This is a genomic window from Metamycoplasma salivarium (genome assembly GCF_900660445.2).
Classification (GTDB): Bacteria; Bacillota_I; Bacilli_A; order Mycoplasmatales; family Metamycoplasmataceae; genus Metamycoplasma; species Metamycoplasma salivarium.
This window is the reverse complement of record NZ_LR214938.2, coordinates 458,645-479,811: the sequence shown is the minus strand read 5'-3', so window position 1 is coordinate 479,811 and position 21,167 is coordinate 458,645. Positions and strand designations below refer to the sequence as shown.

The 21,167-nt window shown below is 26.2% G+C and carries 16 protein-coding genes; all 16 read right to left on the bottom strand.

What is annotated here, in order from left to right; all coding sequences use genetic code 4:
• Positions 1-3 precede the first annotated feature (3 nt).
• The 16 genes from EXC60_RS06555 to EXC60_RS02075 all read right to left on the bottom strand — a co-directional run bounded on the left by EXC60_RS06555 (position 4) and on the right by EXC60_RS02075 (position 21,151).
• Positions 4-360 (bottom strand): Virulence-associated protein D, encoded by a 357-nt coding sequence (locus EXC60_RS06555; RefSeq protein WP_024544225.1) that lies wholly within the window; start codon positions 358-360, stop codon positions 4-6.
• Between the two features lie 222 nt (positions 361-582).
• Positions 583-918 carry a hypothetical protein gene (locus EXC60_RS02145; protein WP_024544224.1) on the bottom strand — a complete coding sequence of 112 codons (336 nt, stop codon included), beginning with the start codon at positions 916-918 and terminating at the stop codon, positions 583-585.
• The gene (locus EXC60_RS02140; protein ID WP_024544223.1) at positions 911-3,853 is read right to left on the bottom strand and encodes an AAA family ATPase; all 2,943 of its coding nucleotides are present in this window, start codon (positions 3,851-3,853) and stop codon (positions 911-913) included. Before EXC60_RS02140 ends, EXC60_RS02145 begins: the two co-directional genes overlap by 8 nt.
• 213 nt (positions 3,854-4,066) lie before the next feature.
• Positions 4,067-5,692, bottom strand: coding sequence for an ATP-binding cassette domain-containing protein (locus EXC60_RS06550; protein ID WP_024544222.1), 1,626 nt, complete (start codon positions 5,690-5,692; stop codon positions 4,067-4,069).
• Positions 5,685-7,199, bottom strand: coding sequence for an ATP-binding cassette domain-containing protein (locus EXC60_RS06545; RefSeq protein WP_169720117.1), 1,515 nt, complete (start codon positions 7,197-7,199; stop codon positions 5,685-5,687). Before EXC60_RS06545 ends, EXC60_RS06550 begins: the two co-directional genes overlap by 8 nt.
• A gap of 88 nt (positions 7,200-7,287) precedes the next feature.
• A complete protein-coding gene (locus tag EXC60_RS06540) occupies positions 7,288-9,348 on the bottom strand; it encodes a class III lanthionine synthetase LanKC N-terminal domain-containing protein (RefSeq protein WP_024544220.1) in 2,061 nt (686 codons plus the stop codon).
• The gene (locus tag EXC60_RS02120; protein ID WP_036456556.1) at positions 9,323-9,628 is read right to left on the bottom strand and encodes a hypothetical protein; all 306 of its coding nucleotides are present in this window, start codon (positions 9,626-9,628) and stop codon (positions 9,323-9,325) included. The genes EXC60_RS06540 and EXC60_RS02120 overlap by 26 nt, the downstream gene beginning before the upstream one ends.
• A 10-nt stretch (positions 9,629-9,638) precedes the next feature.
• Complete coding sequence (locus tag EXC60_RS02115; protein WP_156909648.1) at positions 9,639-9,782, bottom strand: hypothetical protein; 144 nt, start codon at positions 9,780-9,782, stop codon at positions 9,639-9,641.
• 82 nt (positions 9,783-9,864) lie between these two features.
• Complete coding sequence (locus tag EXC60_RS06535) at positions 9,865-11,220, bottom strand: AEC family transporter (RefSeq protein ID WP_129619906.1); 1,356 nt, start codon at positions 11,218-11,220, stop codon at positions 9,865-9,867.
• 10 nt (positions 11,221-11,230) lie between these two features.
• Positions 11,231-11,917, bottom strand: coding sequence for a ribonuclease III (gene rnc / locus EXC60_RS02105; RefSeq protein ID WP_024544217.1), 687 nt, complete (start codon positions 11,915-11,917; stop codon positions 11,231-11,233).
• Positions 11,910-12,929 (bottom strand): phosphate acyltransferase PlsX, encoded by a 1,020-nt coding sequence (gene plsX, locus EXC60_RS02100; protein WP_024544216.1) that lies wholly within the window; start codon positions 12,927-12,929, stop codon positions 11,910-11,912. Before plsX ends, rnc begins: the two co-directional genes overlap by 8 nt.
• 8 nt (positions 12,930-12,937) lie before the next feature.
• Entirely contained in the window at positions 12,938-14,572 is a 1,635-nt protein-coding gene (locus EXC60_RS02095) for a DAK2 domain-containing protein (RefSeq protein WP_024544215.1), read from the bottom strand.
• The gene (locus EXC60_RS02090) at positions 14,572-14,844 is read right to left on the bottom strand and encodes a hypothetical protein (protein WP_024544214.1); all 273 of its coding nucleotides are present in this window, start codon (positions 14,842-14,844) and stop codon (positions 14,572-14,574) included. Before EXC60_RS02090 ends, EXC60_RS02095 begins: the two co-directional genes overlap by 1 nt.
• Before the next feature lie 14 nt (positions 14,845-14,858).
• A complete protein-coding gene (gene glyA / locus EXC60_RS02085; RefSeq protein ID WP_024544213.1) occupies positions 14,859-16,115 on the bottom strand; it encodes a serine hydroxymethyltransferase in 1,257 nt (418 codons plus the stop codon).
• Between the two features lie 12 nt (positions 16,116-16,127).
• A complete protein-coding gene (locus EXC60_RS06530) occupies positions 16,128-16,682 on the bottom strand; it encodes a hypothetical protein (RefSeq protein WP_024544212.1) in 555 nt (184 codons plus the stop codon).
• 134 nt (positions 16,683-16,816) lie between these two features.
• On the bottom strand, positions 16,817-21,151 hold the full coding sequence (locus EXC60_RS02075) for a PolC-type DNA polymerase III (protein WP_024544211.1): 4,335 nt from the start codon (positions 21,149-21,151) through the stop codon (positions 16,817-16,819).
• Positions 21,152-21,167 lie beyond the last annotated feature (16 nt).

The following is a 21,167-nucleotide window of genomic DNA, read 5'->3' as shown; positions in this document are numbered from 1 at the left end:
TGACTATTTTTGATTGACTTTTTTACCTGATTCAATATCAGTATCAAATTCTTCTTCGTCCATCTTCACTTTTTTCATTTTATCTTTTAAATATTCTGTAAAGTCAGACATATCTTCCATTTTAAAAACATGAATGCTTACAAGTGAAGAAACAAATCAAGGTAGTTCTTTTAAAGCTTTAACCGCTTGATAAATTTTTAAGATACTATTTAAAGATCTTGAAAAATAAAAGCTATTTGAAAGTCAATGAAATCCATGATGTCTTAAGATATCTCTAATTTCTTCATAAGCATCATGATGATTTTCTCCGTATTCTGCTTTTAAAATAGATTTATTTAAATAAAAAACAAGTCCATACATAATTATTACCTTTAAATTTTTGATCTGCACATTTTAATGTGTACTATGTTTTATTATACAAGACTTTGCTAAAATAAGCCCATTTTTATTTGTTCTGAAATTAAAACAAAATAAAAAAAGGGAGGGAGGTGAATCCTCTTCTGCTATGTCTAGCTTAGTAACATCTAAGCAATAAAGTAATAACACTAAAAATTTAATTAAATTTACAAAAAAATTTATTTTTTAATTAATACTATCTCTCATTGATGCTAAATCATTATTTGAAGCATTAACTTTAGCTATTAGATCCTTATAAATATTAATTCTTTGAACACTGTCAGTTACATTTGTCAATCTTGAAGCTAGTTCATCTCTAATTTTTTTAGAAAATTCTTCAAAACCATTATAACCATTAGTTTTTGCTGCAAGTTCTGCACGTAATTTTCTATTCTTATTTAATGCACTATTTAATTTTCTTTTTTCAGAAGCTTCACATGAAATCATTGCAATAGGTAAAACTGCAATTGTTGGAACAATTAACCCTAATATTAGTAATGTTTTCTTTTTATTTTTAACCATTGTGTTGCTCACTTTCATCAATAAGATTTTTAGCATCTGCTAAGCTAACACTAAAGAATGTTGTTACACCACGTTTTTGCATAGTTGCACCATAAAGTTTATCAACACGTTCCATTGTTCCTTGACGGTGTGTAATAACAACAAATTGAGTATCTTTTTTAAGATTTTGTAAGAATTCTGCAAATCTAATAACATTTGCTTCATCCAATGCAGCTTCAACTTCATCTAAAATACATAAAGGTAATGGTTTTGCTTTTAAAATTGAGAATAGCAATGAAATTGCAATCAATGCTTTTTCTCCACCTGAAAATAATTTCAAGTTTTTAATTGATTTTCCTGGAGGTTGAGCAATAACATCAATTCCTGTTTCTAATAAATTATCTGGGTCAGTATATCTAATTTCAGCCATACCACCACCAAACATTTTACTAAATACAAATTTAAATTCATTATTAACAAGTTCAACAGTTTGTGTAATCTTTTCAACAATTATTTTGTCCATTTCATCAATTGCTTCTTCAATAGTTTGTTTTGCAGCGGTAATTTGTTCTTCTTGAGTTTTTACTTCATCATATCTAGCTTGAACTTCTTCAAATTGTTTGATTGCATCTAAGTTAATATGTCCAAGTTCACGAATATCTTGTTTTAGATTGTCAACCAATTTACGTGCAACATCAAAATCAATTTCAGGTTTGTAAAATTGTTTTGCTGTTTCAAATAACATTGAATATTGTTCAGCAAGCCTCTTTTTAGCATTTTCAATTGTTGCTTCTGCTCTAACTTTTTCAGCTAATTTCTTACCATTTTCAGCAAGCAACTCTCTCATAGCAACTTCAGCTTCGTTTTTCTTATAACCTATGTCATAAATTTGTTGCTTAGTTGATTGCAAAATTTCAGTTTGAGATTTTAATCTTGCAGCAATTGTGCTTCTTTTTGTAATTAATTCAGCCAATGCTTTAGCAAAATCAACATTTGATTCTAATTCCAAAGCTTCACTAGTTAAGTTCTTATATTCAACTGAATATTTATCAAATTCAGCTAGAAATTCTTGCAATTTAGTTTCATAATTTGCTTTTTCTAAAGAATAGTTTGTACTTAAAGAGATTTTTGCTTGTTTATCAAATTCAAGTTTTGAAATTTTATCTCTTAGTAGATTAATATTTTGTTCAAGTGGAGTAATTAATTCTTCTAGTTGTTTTAGTTGGTCTTCAATACCAAATATTGAAATATTTTGGCTAGCTTGACCACCGCTCATAACGCCACCAGGTCTAACAACATCGCCATCAAGTGTTACAACCATATATCTTTTTTCTAATAGTTTAGATAATTTATTAGCATTTTCAATAGTGTCGCAAACTAAAATATTTCCTAATAAGAATTTTCTTAATACATCATATTGTTTTTCAGCTGTTACAAGTTCTGAAGCGACACCTAAAAAACCTTTTTGTGTTTGAGCAACAACAATGTGTTGTTCATGAACTGATTTTGGGGAAATTGAAGATAATGGAATAAACGTTGCACGACCACCATTATTTTGTTTTAAGAAATTGATTGCATCAACTGCAGTTTCAGGAGTATCAACAACGATATGTTGAGTAGCGTTTGCTAAAACCGTTTCAATAGCTACTGCATATTGTTTTTCAACTTGAATAATTTGACTAACTAGTGCTTTATAACCTTTAAACAAATTAGCATTTTCAACAACGTTTTTAGTACCTTTAGCTAATGATGTTCTATTATCTCTAACATCTTTGATGACATCAATTTTGCTTTTAACTTTGTTTAATTTATCAACTTCAATTGAATAAAGTCTATTTAATTCATTAATATTGGTATTAAGTTTGATAGTTTCATCTTCGATTGTTTGTAACTCATCATTTTTTTGTGCAATTGATTTTTTGAAAGCCATTATTTTTTCATTCAATTCAGAAAGAATATTTTGTAAGGCTTCTTTTTTGTGTTGTGATGTAACTTTCAAAGTTCCGTCTAATATCATTTGACGGTGTTGTGTTTCTTTAGCACTTCTAATTTCCATATTTGAAATTTCAGAAGTGGTTTGATCTAATTCTTTTTGTAATGATTGAACCATTTTTTCAACTTCAACACTAATTTCAGTTTTTTGGTTATAAGAAGCAGTATAAGAATTTAATCTAGCTTCTAAATCTTCTTTAGCAAGTTCAAAATCGTGTGCTTCAATTTCTAGAGTTTTTAATTTATCAGAAAAATACATTAAATCATGAACTAATAAAGCAACTTCAACATCTTTAAGTTGTTCCATTTTTTCATTATAAATTTTTGCTTTTTCAGCTTGTCTTTCTAATGGTTTTCTTTGTTTTTCCAATTCTTGAACCAAAATAGTAATTTGTGATAATGCTTCTTCTGTTCTTTCTAATTTTCTTTGCGCTTCTATTTTTCTAAAACGATACATAGAAGTTCCAGAAGCTTCTTCAAAAATTTCTCTCCGTCTTTCAGGAGTAGCTTCAGCAATATCGCTAATTGTTCCTTGACTGATAATAGCAAGCGATGATTTTGAAATTCCACTTTCCATCGCAATTTCTTTTACATCTCTTAATCTTGCAACTTCGCCATTAATGTAATATTCATTTTCACCTTTTCCACGATGCAAGACACGCGAAATAGTAAAAAAGTCATGTGGTACAGAAACTGCGCGATCGCGATTATCAAAAGTTAATGTTACTTCTGCTTTATTCATTTCTTTTTCTGTTTTTGAACCAGCAAAAATAACATCTTCCATATTATCTCCACGTAAAGCTTTTGAACTTGATTCACCTAAAACCCAACGAATGGCATCATTAATATTAGACTTACCTGAACCATTAGGTCCAATAATAGCAACCACACCACCATCAAATTTTAGAGAAACTTTATCAGCAAAAGATTTAAACCCCTGTGCTTCTACTTGAATTAATTTCATATTAATTTCCTTTTTTATGTTAACAAACAAGCTATAAATTTATTTTTTATATTATATTAGATTTTTAAATAAATAAAAATATTCTTTGCTAGAGAGAAATTAAAGAAAAATATGAATTTTTAAATTAAGAATAAAAATGACCAGACTCGATCGCCTAGCCCCACCGCGTTTTCCCTAAAAGAGAACCCGACACCATTTATATGGTGGTATAAATTAACTAATTGACAAACCAAATTCTTGTAATTGCTTATCTTTTAGTTCCAATACTTTGGTAAATTTTTGCTCATATGTTTTATCTAATTGATGTGAAATAATGATTAAAGTCTTATTTAAATTTAAAATTAATTTAACAGCATTGTCAAAATTTTGTTTGTCTAAATTTGAAAATCCTTCATCAATAATAACAATATCATTATTTGAATATAAGACTCTTGCTAAATTAATCAATTGTTTTTGACCTTCAGACAATTTCATATCGCGTAAATTTTGGATTAAATCATTAATAAAATCTATGTTTAAATTAGAAATAACTTTATTTAACTTTTCTATATTTGGATTATCTTCAAAAAAAGTTAGATTATCATATAAATTACCATCAAAAATAATATTTTCATCATTGCAATAAGTAAATATTCCTTGCAAATTAGTGTCTATATCAATATTGTTATTATTCACATTATAATTGCCTGAAGTTAGCGATAAATTATTAAATAATACATTAAGTAATGAACTTTTGCCGGACCCCGATTTCCCTTTTAACAAGATTTTGTCACCACGCTTAATTGAAAAGTTGATGTTGTGTAAAATGTTTTTAGTATCATAATTTATATCTCCATTAACTATTTCTAGTTTTTTGAAATTAGAGATAGTTAAAGAGTTTTTATTTTTTAATGGTGTAAATGTATCAATCAATTTATGTTTCAATTCTCTATAAAGCATTGCATTACTAATATCACTTATTATTATCTTTGTTTGGGCAGAAGTAACATTTAATTGTGTTCCGATTGCCAATATTAAAGCCAAATTAATCAAATTTGCTTTATATAAATAAAGCGCGATAGTAATAAATATTGCAAATTTCAAGACTAGCATTGATATTTCCAAAATTGAGGCAATTGCACTTTTGTTTTCTAGTTTATTTTTTAGTTTAGAGTTTTCTTTGAAAATGTCATTAGTTTTTGCTAAAAAGAAATATAGTTTATTTGAAAACAAAAACAACGAAAATGTTTTAATTCATTTACTAAATTTTGAATGAAATTTATCATCAACTTTTGTTTGTTGAATAGTTATTTTATTATTTAAATATGAACAAAAAATATTAACCAAAACTTCTAGAATGCTAAAAGCTGCTAAAAAAATGAATAAATATAGGTTCCCTAAAAATAAATATGCTAGTAGTATTCCTACAAACATTACAATAGAAATTCAAATTGAAATTGTAAAACTAATTGAACTCATTAAATAACTATTAATGTCATTACTCATAATATTTAAAGTTTCAGTATTCATTACCTTATTTCTCGAAATATTAGTTGAGTTTTTAAATTTTTCATATATCTTTTTTTTGCAATCTGCTTCAATATATGCAGTCAATCTATAAGTAAAATAATTATTTAATACAAGAGATAATGCACTTAAAATGTATGATGCAACTACCCCAATAGAATAAATAATCAATTTTGTTGTCGGATTAATTAATGGCGGAGTAATAAAATTATTAAATAGTTGATACGAAAGATAAAAATTTATAATTTCAGAACCGAAAAGAAACATGTTTGAAAGCACAAGCATTAATACTGAAGGGAAATATTTTAAATAATACTTTTTAAGATTAAACATTTTTTACCTCTTGATTTATATTTATTATTTGATCAAATTTGTCTACATATTTATTAGATAATTTGTGTCAAACAACAAAAATTGTTAGTTGTTTTTGATTTAATAAAAAATCAAGAATTTTCTGTGCTAATTTCACATCAATGTTAGAAAATGATTCATCTAGAATCAAAACGTCTTTGTTTTGAATATATGCTCTTAGAATATTAATTCTTGCTTGTTCTCCCTCTGAATATTTAAGATTATCTGTATCAATAAATTCTTCAATATTTAAGTTTTGTAATTCAAAAATTTTGACTAACTCATTCAATTTTGTTGAATCCATTTGTTTATCCAATAGTAAATTGTTTTTTAATGTTGCATCATAAAAATAAGAAATATTTGATACATAATTAAAATATAAAATGGTATTGAATGTATCAACCTTATTTCCGTTGACAGTAATATTAACTCTAATTAGTTTTGGATCAACATTCCCAGATATAGCATTTAATAAAAGAGATTTTCCACTACCATTTTTACCAATTAATAATATTTTTTGACCTTTAATAATTTTCAATTTTAGTCTTTTGTATAAGCATTTTTCAATTTTAATATTTTCAATATCAATAGCCATATCTTTAAATTCTAAATGTTGTTTATTATTTGAGGCACTGTATATTTCTATGCCTTCGAAATATGAAAAAATAATTCCATTAGCATAATGAATAGTTGAAATATTAGTAAATAAAGGTATTGTTTGACTAAACATAACTAAGCTAGTTGATAATATGGGAATTATTGTAGAAACATTGTAATTAGAAATAGCTGTACCTAAAAATATTAAGGACACTATGACAATAGCTTTACTTAAAACATTTGAAAAAGTAAAAAAAGACAAAATTTTAGCAAAAAAAGATGAAAACTTAAGATTTAAATTTTTGATTTTTGTAGACTCTTTTTGAAAATATTTTTCTCATGTTTCAATTTTGTTATTTTTTTCAATATAATCAAAATAATTAAAAGTTTCATTTAAATAATTAAGTTCAAGAGTATTAATCTCATTTATCATATTGCCAAGTTTTTTATTACTTTTAATATATACAAAATTTAGTAACGAACAAATTAAAAACGTTGGAAAAATAACTGCTAATGCCAATGGAAATAGCAAACCAATAAGAATTAAACTAAATGTTGAAGTAATGGCTATGTCTATTAATTTTACATATGCTAAGTATTTATATTTGACTATTAATTCAATATTTTTAACAAAAAAAACACATTTATCTGAGTGATCAAATAATTTTCATGAATATAAATTATTACTTGTTAATGTTTTAAAAATTGTCATTGATATCGTATATCTCATTTTTTTAACAAATAAATTTTTTATATAAACATAAAAGATAAAAAACAAAATTGTTAATAAACTAATAGTAATCATGATTACTAAGTTTCTTTTAAATGATTGAAAATTGCCCTTAATGATTGCTTCTAAAGTTGGAGAAGAAAAATAGAATGAAATATTCATTAATGCCAAATATACAATTTGAAAAAACACTACTAATAAAAAGATAAAACTGTTTTTTTTAAAGCTGTTTTTAAATAAACTCAAGTAATTATTTTTCATTCTTTTTTTCACTTTCAACAAATAAATCAATAGTATTTAAAACCATCCCTAATCCAAATAAAAAATCATTAGTAACTGCACCAGATTGTGTATATAATAAATTTTGATCAAAAAGCAAACTAATTACACTCAACTTCTTAATTCCTTCAAATCACCAATCTTTTTTATTTAACAAATTTCCTAGTATATATATGAAAAATGCGATCCCAGAATAACCAAAGTTCCATGTTGTTTTTTGTGATATGTTTTTATATTGCTTTAATACATTATATGCCACTTCTAATTTTGGAAGAATATTATTAATTTCCAAAATGTTATACTTATAAATAACTATTAATATTGCAATGTATCCTAAATACCCGTTTGTTATATAAGGTATTAAATATTTATTGTTATGGCGAAGAAATGCTAAACTATTTTTTTCATCTATTTTTAAATATTTTTCTTCGAGAATCTTTAAATATTTTTTAGCAATTAATCAATTTGAATGTATTATTCCGTCTCAAATTAATAAAAATAATTCATTAATGTTTAACTTAGAATCCTCTTTAACAAATATATCCACAAAATCGTCTCAATTTATCCACTCAAAATTTAATATGTTTGAATATAAATAACTATAAATAATATTTAAAATGATGGTTTCAATTTTACTTTCACTATTAGGAATAATACAAATATAAGGCTTCTTTAAATCTTTAACATGTTCCTTAAGTTTTTCTCATTCTTGAATATAAAAATTTTCGTTTATACATACATTGTTACTATGTTTATATTGAGAATCAAAAATCTTCATTATAAACGTGAATATATTTAAATTACACTTGCTATATAAAAACAAAATTTCACAATATCTCCAAAAAATATTTTTATTTTTTAAATATTTATAAATAGAGGTATTAATTCCTAAAAAATCAAATATGATAGAGGCAAATGACATCCAATCTCTTTGAATTGCATTAGACATATATATTTTTTCATTAAAAAATATTATTTTCTCATTCAAATATACCTTTTTATTAGAATCATCTACTGGATTTATTGTCTCTTTATCAACATAATAGACTTGTTGCTTATAATAAACAAAGTTATCAGCCTTAACATCATTTAAACAGTATCCTTTATTATGATAAAATTCAATTCTTTTCTTAGTAAGATCTATTATTTTTTCAAACTTTGGTTTGCTTCATTCATTAGCATAAAAATTAATTTTATATGACAATTCTAGTAGGTTTAATCCATTAATAAAATCAAAAACATAAAATATGGAATTATTTATCCTAAATGATTTTATAAAATTTGGTTTATCAAAATTGTATTTTGCTTCATTATCGCGTAATGTTGAAGATAAAAAATTGGAATTTTTATCATTAAATCTTGATTCCTTCAGTATATATTTGTGATTATTTTCTAAATTTTTGCATAAATAAATACCACCATAATTTGAAAAAGAGATGGCTTTTAAAAATAAATATTGATTATTCAAAATTATTTTTTTTGATACTCTTTCTTTCTCCTTAATAAATGGGTCTATATATCCACTATTTTTAGGTAAATAATTAGTTTTAAGATCATAAATTTTGGTTTTTCCGTCTTTGGAAATAAAGTAATCTCTTGTTGCTAAAAAATTACCATATCTATAGTTTATAATCGAATTCTTATAATTTTTATCACCAATAATTTTAAAAAAACCATAACTTTTTAGTTTTTTATAAAGCTTAGTTACTATGTTGATTAACTGTTCATCGTTTTCTGCATATATCGTGAATATTTTGCCCGATGATGCAAAGTCAAATCCTCTATCAAGTTGTTTTAATAATAAATCTCTGTTTTTAACATATTTAAATGATCACAAATTTTTAATACATGCATCATTTATTATTTTCAATATACTGTCAAATTTTTGCTCATTTGAATATATGTGAACTTTTCATCCCTGCTTTAAATTATTTTTAACAAAATCTTCAGTGTAGCAATGAATAAAAACATCGGCTTGTTCTTTTTTAAAAAACGATGTTTGATTTTTAATTTTCTTCTTTGCTGTCGTCATTGAGAATTTTGTATTCACAACTAAAGGTATGAATTTTAGTTTTTCAAGAATTTTTATCTTTATTTAGATTTTCATTATCAACACTATCAAAATTTGTAAATACCACTGAACTTAAATCATCATAAGTAATTTTTAGAATGTTACTATCAACATCAAACAAAATATCCATATTATTTTGTATTTCTATTTTACTAAATTCAATTATTTCAAGCATCTTTTTGACACAACTGTTAAAATGTTTCTTACTAAAATTTTTTTTAGATAATCTTATATTTATCATTATGTTTATACTAACATATTAAAGTTATTATTGTACATTTTGTTGTCAAAATGTTCTTCTTTGCTTCTAAAGTTTCGTTTCTTTTATTAATTTCATTTATAGCACGGTCGTACAAATTATTTAATAGCTTTTCATTTAATTCATATGATTCCATAAATTAACCTCTTATTTCTATGCAAACTTTTTATTTACATACATAAATTATATCAAATTGCATTTGGCAAAAAGTTTTTATGTTAAACCAAATTTAAAATCACTGTTCCAATTGCAAGTCACATTGGAATAAATATGAAACTTAACATTGTACTTAAACTACTTACTTGTGCAGTATATTTTTCATGTACTTTAAAGTGTTGTGAATAAATTACAATTGAAGTTCCGGGAGGAACAGCACCAGTCATAACTAAAATAGCACCTGTTTTGTAATCAATTGCTTTAATAAACACAAAAGGTAAAACTAAACACAAAATAAATAATGGAATTAAAATCATTTTATAAACTAAAAATAGTCAGTTTTGTCAATTACTAAATATTTGTTTTATATTTGCCTTTCCTAAGCTTGTTCCAATTACAATTCAAATTAAAGGACTAACTAGAATTGTTAATAAACTAATAGGTTTATACAAATAAGGCATTGTCGTTGATCAATCAAATCAACCAGTTGGTTTTCCTATATAAGGAACATAAACTTTTTTAATATTATCATAGCTAAATCATTTAAGAACATTGTCAGAATCTATATAACCATACAATCTTGAAAAATTAGGACCAAAAGTTGCAGATTTTGTCATAGTAATTGTTTTAATAAACGAATTACCATCTGCGTCAATTAGTTTTACATCAAAATTTTGTTTAATATTAGTAATTTTTGCACCTGCACCTGAAATAAATTGACTAGCTCACAATAAAATTGCAATAATTACAACAATAAAAGATGGATTTGTGATGGCTTTTTTCATAGTTAAACCAAATTCTCTTTTTGTAAATTTAACTCCTGATAATAAAGAAAATGAAAATCCAAATCCACCTATATAGTAGAGTATATTTCAAATACTTAAACTACCAAGTTGTGGCCCCGTTGGATATAAAGCCATAACAATTGGAGTTGCAAATAAAATATTTGAACCATAAATACACATAAGTCAATTTACTAAATGTTTCTTTTGCAAGTGTTCTAAAAATGATTGTGTATTTCACAATTTTCTTTCTTCTAAAGGTAATTTTTCTTGAATTTTATTATGCTCGTTTTCGGCATTAATTAAAACTCTTTTAGGCACAAATTTTGGTGCATATTTAACTCAAATTAGTGCAATAGTTGTTAGTACAACATAATAAATTGCACTAAGCCCAAATACAACTCCAAAAGTCTTTATATTTTCTTTTTGTGCATTTTGTAAAAAAGAATAAAAAGCTAAAAATGGTAATAAAACATTAATAATTATTTTTTGAATACTAATTGTTGCATTATCATTCAACACTTTTGTTCTATATAAAATAAAACCAAGTAATGTAATTACTATTGTTGATATAATTGCACCTCATAACCCATTATGAGTAATTATTCCTTTAAATAATGTTGATGATGATTCCATAATTTCCTAATTATTTATTTGAAATTAAATTTTTTAATGCGTTTTTTGCAGCTTCCTGTTCAGCGCTACGTTTGTTTTTACCAATTCCAGTTCCAAATGTTTGTCCATCCACAATAACGCTACTTGAAAATTCTTTTTCATTTATAGGTTCTGATTTATAAATTATTTTACTAATTCCATGCATTTGAATAACTTCTTGAAACTCAGATTTTGCATCAATTAAATCATCGTGAGTCACATTATGAATATAACTATTTAAGTTATCTTTCAAAAATTTGCTAACAAAATCAAGGCCTTTTTCAATATAAATAGCTCCTGTAAATGCTTCAAAGAAATCTGAATTCACTTTATCATTTTTACCATTGATAAAAGCATTTTTTGAAGCACGTACATAATTAGGAATGTGTAATTTGTTTGCAATTGTTGATAAAGTTTTGTTATTGACTACATAACTTCTATGTTTAGTTGCAATCCCCTCTTTATAATTAGGAAAATTTTTGTAAATTTCTGTAGTAACAAAAAATTGAATAATACTATCACCTAAAAATTCTAGATATTGAAAATCTTTAACACTTTTATGCTCATTTGAGTAAGTCGTATGAGTTAAAGCAGCATAAAATGTTTGTAAATTAACTTTTTCGTCATAAATATTTAAGTTAATTAATAACTGTTTTACATTTTGTTCAAAATTATTCATTCTTATCCCCTAATTTTGAAAGATAATTAATTAATTTCGTAGTAATATTATTTTCAATTCCTAATTTTAATTGATTTAAAGCATTATAAAAAGCAAGTTCATCACTACCACCATGGGCTTTAACAACTAATTTTTCAAGCCCAATAACAAATGCACCGCCGGTGTTACGGTAGTCAAATTTTTCTTTAAATTTTTTCATATCTTTTTTAACTAATAAAGCGGCAATCTTGTTTTTAAATTTTGACATAAAAATATTTTTTAAAATTTTTGCAAAAGTCATAAACGATGATTCTAATGTTTTTAAAAACAAATTACCCGCATAACCATCAGCTAATGCAACATCAACATCACCTTGAATAATATTTTTAGGTTCAATAAAACCCACAAAATCAATGCTATTTTCATCCATTAATTTCTTATCAAATAAGGTGTAAGAATTTTTAACAGTTTCAATTCCTTTATATTGTTCAGTACCAATATTTAGAATACCCAATTTTATTGTTTGCTTATTAAATAACAATTTGTAAAATTCAGTAGCTATTAATCCCCAATGTAAAAGATATTCTTCTTTGATATTTAAATTTGCACCAGCATCTAATAATAAATATTTGTGATTATCTTTTTGAGAAGGTACTATTGGCATAAATGCAGGACGTGTAATATTTTTAATTCTTCTAATTTTTAATGTTGCCATTGTAATAAAAGAACCACTATCACCACTGCTTAAAATACCGTCAGCATTTTCGTCATTCAAAATCTCAAAAGACTCTAGCATGCTACTGTTTTTCGATAATATCTCACGAATATTTTCTGATAATTTTGAAACAATTTCATTGTTGTTTTTCACAACAACATTAGTTAATTTCTTATCTAAATATTGGTCAATATTTTGTTTAGTTCCAACTATATAAAGTGTATAGTTTTTGTTTTCATTAGCAAACTTATTGACAGCTTTAATAGCTTCAATTTCACCATTATCATTATTTAATAAATCAACAACTATTTTCTTCACACTCACCTCTATTCTGCACAAATATAATATGGATAAATAGCTTGACCCCCTGAATAAATTGCAACCTCAACATCATATGTAGTTTCAATAAATTCTTTTATTTCATTTGCATCTTCTTCAGAAGCATCTTGGCCATAAATTAATGTAATAATTTCAGTATTTTTATTAATCATTTTACCAACTAAATGCTTAGCTGCTTGATTATATGTTTTTTCAACACCAATTAATTTGTTATTCAACATACACATAAAATCGTTCTTCTTAATTTTTATACCTTCTAATTTAACATCTTTTATTGAAGGAGCGATTTCTGCATATTTAATTGTTTTAAGAACCTTATTCATTTGTGATTCATTTTCATCAACAGAATTTTCTTCACTAAAATTCATAGCAACAGATAAACATTGTGCTTGTGATTTTGTAGGAATAATAATAACTTTTTTGTTTCTTACAATTGTTGCGGCTTGTTGTGCTGATAAAATAATGTTTGAATTATTGGGTAATATAAAAATTGTTTTGGCATCAACTTGTTCAATTGCATTAACTAAATCCTGTGTTGAAGGGTTGTTTGTTTGGCCACCTTCAATTACATAATTAACACCAAATTCCTTTGCAAGTTCGATAAGACCTTGGCCAGTATTACATGAAATAAGTCCAACTTTTTTTGCAAAACTATTTTGACTATTTTGTTTTTGTTCATTAAGTTTATATGAGTTTTCTTTACTATTATTAGCTTGAATAGTCATATTTTCAATTTTGATTTTAACAAATTGACCTAAGCTATTAACAGTTGTTAAAACATTGCCTGGTCTTTTTGTATGAATATGCACTTTTAGAAAATTTTCATCTTGAACAACAACCATTGAATTTCCAATTTTTTCATATTTTTTGACTAAATCATCTTTATTAAATTTATCTAATTTATCAATTTCCAAAATGAATTCTGTACAATAACCAAATTCACCAGAATAGACTTCGCTATCTGATATAAATTTATCAATTGTTTCAACACCGTCATTTTGTGTAACAGGTTTACCATGAAAATATGCATTCATGCCTTCTAAGATTGCATATAATCCCTCGCCACCAGAGTCAGTAACACCAACTTCTTTTAAAATACTTAAAAGTTCAGGAGTTTTATCGCAGCTTTGACGTGCCAATTTAACAATATTTTCGAAAGCTTCTTCAATAGTTGTATTAGATAAAACTTGTTCTTTAAGCCCTTCGCTAATTTCACGAATAACGGTTAAAATTGTTCCTTCAATAGGTTTTAAAACGGCTGTATAAGCAACTTTTGCCGCTGAAACAAAAGCTTCAACTAAATCAAAAGTTGTAATTTCATTTTTATTGGCAAAACCATTAGCAAAACCCTTAAAAATTTGACTTAAAATAACACCAGAGTTTCCTCTAGCTCCTAATAACATGTTTGTAGAAATAGCTTTTGCAACATTTGCAATGTTTGCATCATTTATATTCGAAATAGCATTTTTTGCTGTGGAAATCGTCATTGCCATATTAGAACCAGTATCGCCATCAGGAACAGGAAAAACGTTTAATGCATTAATTGCATTTTTTTTGTTTTCAATATTATTGGCCCCGGAAATTAATGCATTCTTCCACTCTATACCGTTAATTTTTTTCATTACCTTGTTCCTTTTATATATACATCTAAAACTTTAATTTTTATATTTAATTTGGCTAAGCAATAAGATATTTGTTGATGTAATTCTTCAACAATTGTTTTTGCATAAGCATTGGTTAACAACACTATTCCAAGTTTAATGTTAACAACTGACTTGTTGTTCTTAACATATTCAACAATTAACTTTTCATCATTAATTGTTCTAATTTCAACAATTCCCGCAATAGTTTTAATTGTTGAAATCAAGATTTCATTCAATTTTTCTATTTCCACAAACATCTCCTTAATTATTTTTCAATATATTTTCTAACTATCGGAAACATATGAGTTAATTTCACAATTTCTTTTCTTATTACATTATGCAAAATTAAATTTTCAGGTTCACGCAATGCTTTATCAATTAAATTAGCAATAATGATAAATTCATCTTCTTTAAATCCTCTTGAAGTCATTGCCGCAGTACCTAATCTAATTCCACTAGTTGTAGTTGGCTTTTCAGTATCAAATGGGATTGAATTTTTGTTGATAGTAATATTTAAAGTGTGTAGAATATCTTCACATTGTTTACCAGTTAGACCATAAGTTGTTTTAACATCAATTGAAAATAAGTGATTTTGAGTAAGACCTGAAATAACTTTTGCGCCTTTGTTGATAAAAGTTTGACAAAATGCCTTTGAATTAACTAATAATTGTTTTTGATATTCAATAAATTCAGGTTGTAATGCTTCATAAAATGAAACGGCTTTTGCAGCAATTTGATGAAACAAAGGCCCACCTTGATAACCAGGAAAAACTGCGCGGTCAATTTTTTTAGCTAATTCTTCATTATTAGTCATAATAATTGCGCCTCTAGTCCCTCTTAGAGTCTTATGAGTAGTTGTCATAATAACATCTGCGTAAGGTGAAGGTGAAGGATGCAATTTTGCAATGATTGGACCTGAAATGTGTGAGATATCTGCTAATAAATAGGCATTAACTTTTTTAGCAATTTGGCTAAATCTTTCAAAATCAATTATTTGAGAATAGTTTGAATATCCACAAATAATTAACTTTGGTTTTACTTCTAATGCTCTTTTTTCAATTTCATCGTAATCCAAATGCCCATTTTGGTCTAGAAAATAAGTTGTTGCATTATAAAAAATCCCGCTAAAAGATATTTTATAACCATGTGACAAATGACCTCCACAACTTAAATCTAACCCCAAAACAACATCGTTCGGTTTTAATAAACTTAAAAAGATTGCAGCATTTGCAACACTTCCTGAATATGGTTGAACATTAGCATATTTGACATCAAATAATTTTTTTGCTCTTTCTTGTGCAATAGTTTCAATTCCGTCAACATATTCGCAGCCACCATAATATCTTTTGCCAGGATAGCCTTCACCATATTTATTAGTTAAACAAGATCCAGCCGCTTTTAAAACATCTTCAGAAACATAATTTTCAGATGCTATTAATTCAACATAATCTTCTTGTCTTTGATTTTCTAATTCTATTAATTCTTCAATTTCAGTATCTCTTAAACTAATTTTTTTATACATTGCAACCTCAACTTAATCTAAAAGTGACTTAATTTTCTTTTCTTCTTCTTTAATTTTTTGTTCTTCTACTCTTAATTTTTTCTTTGCAACAGCTCTATTAATTGCAATTACAGGAATTGCTAAAAACGCAAGTCCGATTGCAGGTAGAACTCTAATTCACCATTTTCCAGATTCTGCACCCGAACTAACTAGAAATGAATTCATTGCTAAAACAACAGCAACTAAGAAATTTAATGCAGAAGGTTGTAAAACTTTAAATTTTCAAATCAAAAGTGAAATTATAGCAAATTGAACTCCAGCAATTGCTAATGAAATTGGTAAATAAATTGCTCATCTTTTTCATGGATTTGCATCTATCATTTGTTTCAATGCAGGAATAATTCAACCATCAGCCCCAAAAATCAAAAATACTAAAAACGAAGGAATTGCAACCAAAAATAAAGCAACTAATGAAATTTTTCATGACATTGAAAGTTGCTTTTTGTTTCTTTCTTTCTTAACCTCGCTCGCAGATTTGTAAGTATCTAAATTTATTTTTTTATTTTTTCATTTTTTATTATTCGACATCGTTACCTCATATTGTGAATAAATCACAAGCAATTTATAAATTATATTATATTAATAATATTTTAGTAAAATACGCATTTTAACACTCACCAAGACAATTAAAAAACTAAAAAAGCCATCAAAATGGCAATTTTTTAGAATAAACTAGCTTGATTTGTTTCATTTAAATCATCTAAGACGTGTAATTTTTTTAGTGATTCAATATTTTTAGAATTTAATTTTGTTCGTTCAACTAAATCTTCAATTGATAAGAATTCTCCATCTTTTCTAGCACTAACTATAGAATCTGCAGCTTTATCTCCTAACCCTTCAATTGCAGCAAATGGAGGAATTAAAGTATTGGTTTTTTCATCAACCGCTCAAGCAGATGCATTTGATTTATATAAATCTGGATTTGTAACTTTAAATCCCCTTGCATATAATTCTTGTGTGATTTCCAAAACGGGAATAAATTGTGAATCTTTAGTTGTAAAATCAGGGTCTTTTTTATCTTGCATTGTTCTAAGTTGATTTAATCTTGATGAAACAATTTGTTTACCGCCGACCATTACTTCTACATCAATACAAAAGTTTTTGGTTGACAAATGTGCAGCGTAAAATTGCAATGGATAATAAATTTTATATCATGCAATTCTTCAAGCCATAATAACATAAGCAGTAGCGTGTGCCTTGGGAAACATATATTCAATTTTTTTAAGCGAATCAATATATCAATCCGGAACATTATGTTCAATTAAAGTTTTCTCTTGCTCTTCAGTTAAACCTTTCCCTTTTCTAACACTTTCCATAATTTTGAAAGCCATAAGTTTATCAAGGAAATAAGTCTCAATTAAAGTTCTCATAATGTCATCACGACAACAAATACATTCATTAAGTTTTTTGCCAACTTTGATTAATTCTTCAGCATTTCCGGTTCACACATTAGTACCATGGCTAAGACCTGAAAGTAAAATTAAATCATTAAATGATTCTGGTTTTGAACTTTTTAACATCTTTCGCACAAAGTTTGTCCCAAACTCAGGAAGTCCATATGCTCCAGTAGTTTCTCCAGATAATTGGTCAGGTGTTAAATTCATTGCTTTTGTGCTATTAAATAGTTGAATAATTCTTTTGTCGTACCTTGGAATATTTTCGATTTTGGTATGTGTTAAATCTTCAAGCATCTTAACAATCGTAGGATCATCATGTCCTAGTAAATCTAATTTTAAAACATTGTCATGAATTGACCTAAAATCAAAATGTGATGTCATTCAACTACTTGTTATATCGTTTGCTGGGTAGTTAACTGGAGTAAAATCTTCAGGATCAAATTCCTTTGGAATAATGATAATTCCGCCTGGATGTTGACCTGTTGTTCTTTTAACACCTTCTGCTTTATAAGATAGGAAGTCTAAGAAAGTTCTAGACCAAATTTGATCTTCATTTCCCCCAATAGTTTCTAAATATTTTTTGCAAAAACCATATGCAGTTTTTGAGGCAACAGATGCAATAGTTCCAGCTCTTAAAGTGTGTGTGTCGCCAAACAATTCTTTAACATAATTGTGAATTGTTGGTTGATATTCACCACTAAAATTTAGGTCAATATCAGGAACTTTATCCGCTTCAAAACCCAAGAAGGTTTCAAATGGTATGTTATGCCCATCATTTTTCATAAGAACATTACATTTAGGACATTTTTTGTCAGATAAATCTCATCCCGAATAAATTTTAGGGTCATTGCTTCATTCAAAATACTTACATTTTGGACATAAATAATGAGGTTCTAAGGGATTAACTTCAGTAATTTCGGCTAAATAAGCAACAATTGATGATCCAACACTACCTCTACTACCAACAATATAACCATCAATATTACTTTTTTTAACAAGTTTATGACTAATTCAATAAATGACTGAATATCCGTACTTAATAATTGAATTTAATTCTTTTTCAATTCTTTGTTTGATTCTTTCATCAATTTTATCACCATAAATTTTTTTGGCATTTTCTAACACTAAGTCCTTCAACTTCTTATCAGAATTATCAAAGTTAGGAACATATAGTTTTTTCTTGATAATTTCAATATTATCGTCAATCATATTTGCTATTTTGTGAGTATTATTAACAACAATATCTTCAACTAAATTTCCATTATTTAAAAATGAGAATTCACTTAACATTTCAGTAGTTGTTAGATATTGAAAGTTTGTACGACAAATCTTTCTGTTTTCTTTCATTCAATGAATTTTTCCACCAAGTCCAGGTGTGTTAACATAAATGTCATAAATTAGTTTTTGGTAGTCATAAACATATCTACAATCACAAACAGCAACGCAAACTTTTCCTAATTTTTTAGCTTTTTCTATTAAATCTTTATATGCCCATTGAATTTGTTCTAGCGTAATCCAATCATCTAAATATAAATAATTAAATGTTGAAATTGGAGGTAATTCAATATAATCAAATGGTGCAATTGCTTTTAAAATATTCTCATCACTACCATTTATTACTTGTTCTCACAAATATGAAGAATGTGTTCCAGAACCTAAAAGCAAATCATTGTCTTTTTTTCACTTGTCAATATAAAATTTGGGTCCATTATTGTAATTTGTAGTTAAACTTTCTGAAACATATTTAAACATCTTTTTAATACCTGCTTGGTTCTTAGCAAGCATTCTAATTTCGTAAGAAAATTTCTTTCCTAAAGATTCTTTAAAATCAACATCATTTAATTGTTCTGATGTTTTAATTTTGTATTCTTTGTTTAATTTATTAATTATTCCAAGTCAACAATTTGCCAAAACTTCAGCATCATAATCAGCTCTATGCGCAGCGCTTTTTGTATAATTAATATTAAATCTATTACACAAACTATTTAAATTGTGTTTTCTTTCATCAGGAAACAAAAATCATGAAATAGCTAAGGTATCAACACAATAAATTTGTGATATATCAAGGCCATATTTTGTAAAGTTTTGCTTACAAATATTGATATCGAAATTTGCATTATGTGCAACGCCAATATTTCCATTTAGCAATTCATAAATTTTTTTTATTCCTTCTTCTTGAGATAAACCATCTTTAACATCATCATCAGTAATTTTTGTAATATCTGTAATTGATTTTGGAATATGTTTTGAAGGTTTTAAAAAGAATTGAATATGTTCAGTAATAATTCCGTTATCAATAACAATTGCACCAAATTCTATAACTTCATTAAATCTCGCACTAAGTCCAGTGGTTTCTAAGTCAAAAACAATATACTTCGCTTTCTTTAAGTTGAAATCTTTATAACCGTAAAAAATATCATTGCTAGTCGTAATCGAAGATAAAGTTACACCATAAATAGGTTTAATTTTATTTGCTTTTGCTTCTTTTTCAAAAACTGGAAAACTTTGGACAGAATCTAAATCAGTAATTGCTATTGCATTTATTTTTGAATTTTTTGCTACATCAATATATTCGGATGGTTTACTAATTCCATCTTGTGTTGACATTATTGTTCTTGCTGCTAATTCAATTCTTTTTATTGGCGCATTATCTTTTTTTAATTTCACAAGACTTTCAGTTTTAATAGGAGCTGTAGTGCACAATATTTCTTTGTTGCCATAATTTGTTGTCGTTAGTCTGCCGTTAACAATGATAGTATCGCCTTTATCAACCTCTAAAACTTGATTTGGTTCAGTAAAATAGATGATTCTAATAGCTTCTTCATAATCAGAAATATCAATTGAATATAAATTTTCACCTGTTTTAGTCAATCTCTTATCAATTTTATAAATTTCACCAACCACTGAAATATATTCTTCGTATGATTCTAAAGCAGACTTAATTGACATTTGAATATGTTTCTTCGACTTTCCGTTGTATTTCTTAGTTTTTTTATTATTAGCTAATGCTTCAAAATCAACTTGTTGAGGAATAAAATCGGTCACAATATTATCAATTTTTGCTTTTTTATAATTTGAGAAATCTTGATTATCCTCTTCGATTGGTACAAATTTTAATGTAATATCATTAAAACCAATATTATGAAAAATCGATAATATTTTATCTTCAACTTTCTTTAATGTCTTGCACGCATCTTTCGTTAAATTAGAAATAGTTAATTGCTTAGTATTTAAGTTAATTTCAATATTTTCCTTAGTAAATAAACTTCTAACTAGAGGTAATCTTAGTTTGTTATCTACAATGTATTGTAAAAAATATTCTAAAATTCTTTCTTTTGCATAAATTACATTTGTATATTTAATATCAAAATTTACATTAGATTTAAACCTTTTTTCTATTGCTTTTTTAAATTCTAAATATGAACTTAAGGGTAAATGAGTAATCGTTTCTAACTCAATATTTAATAAGGGTTGATTATCTTTGGTTGTAATATCAACTTTTTTAATATCTACATCTTGAAAAACATCTGTAGGAACAAAATTTATTTCCTTGCAGAGTTTTAAAAAACCATCATTATATAGATTGTTGGAATTTTCCATTATTTTCTCCTAAGAT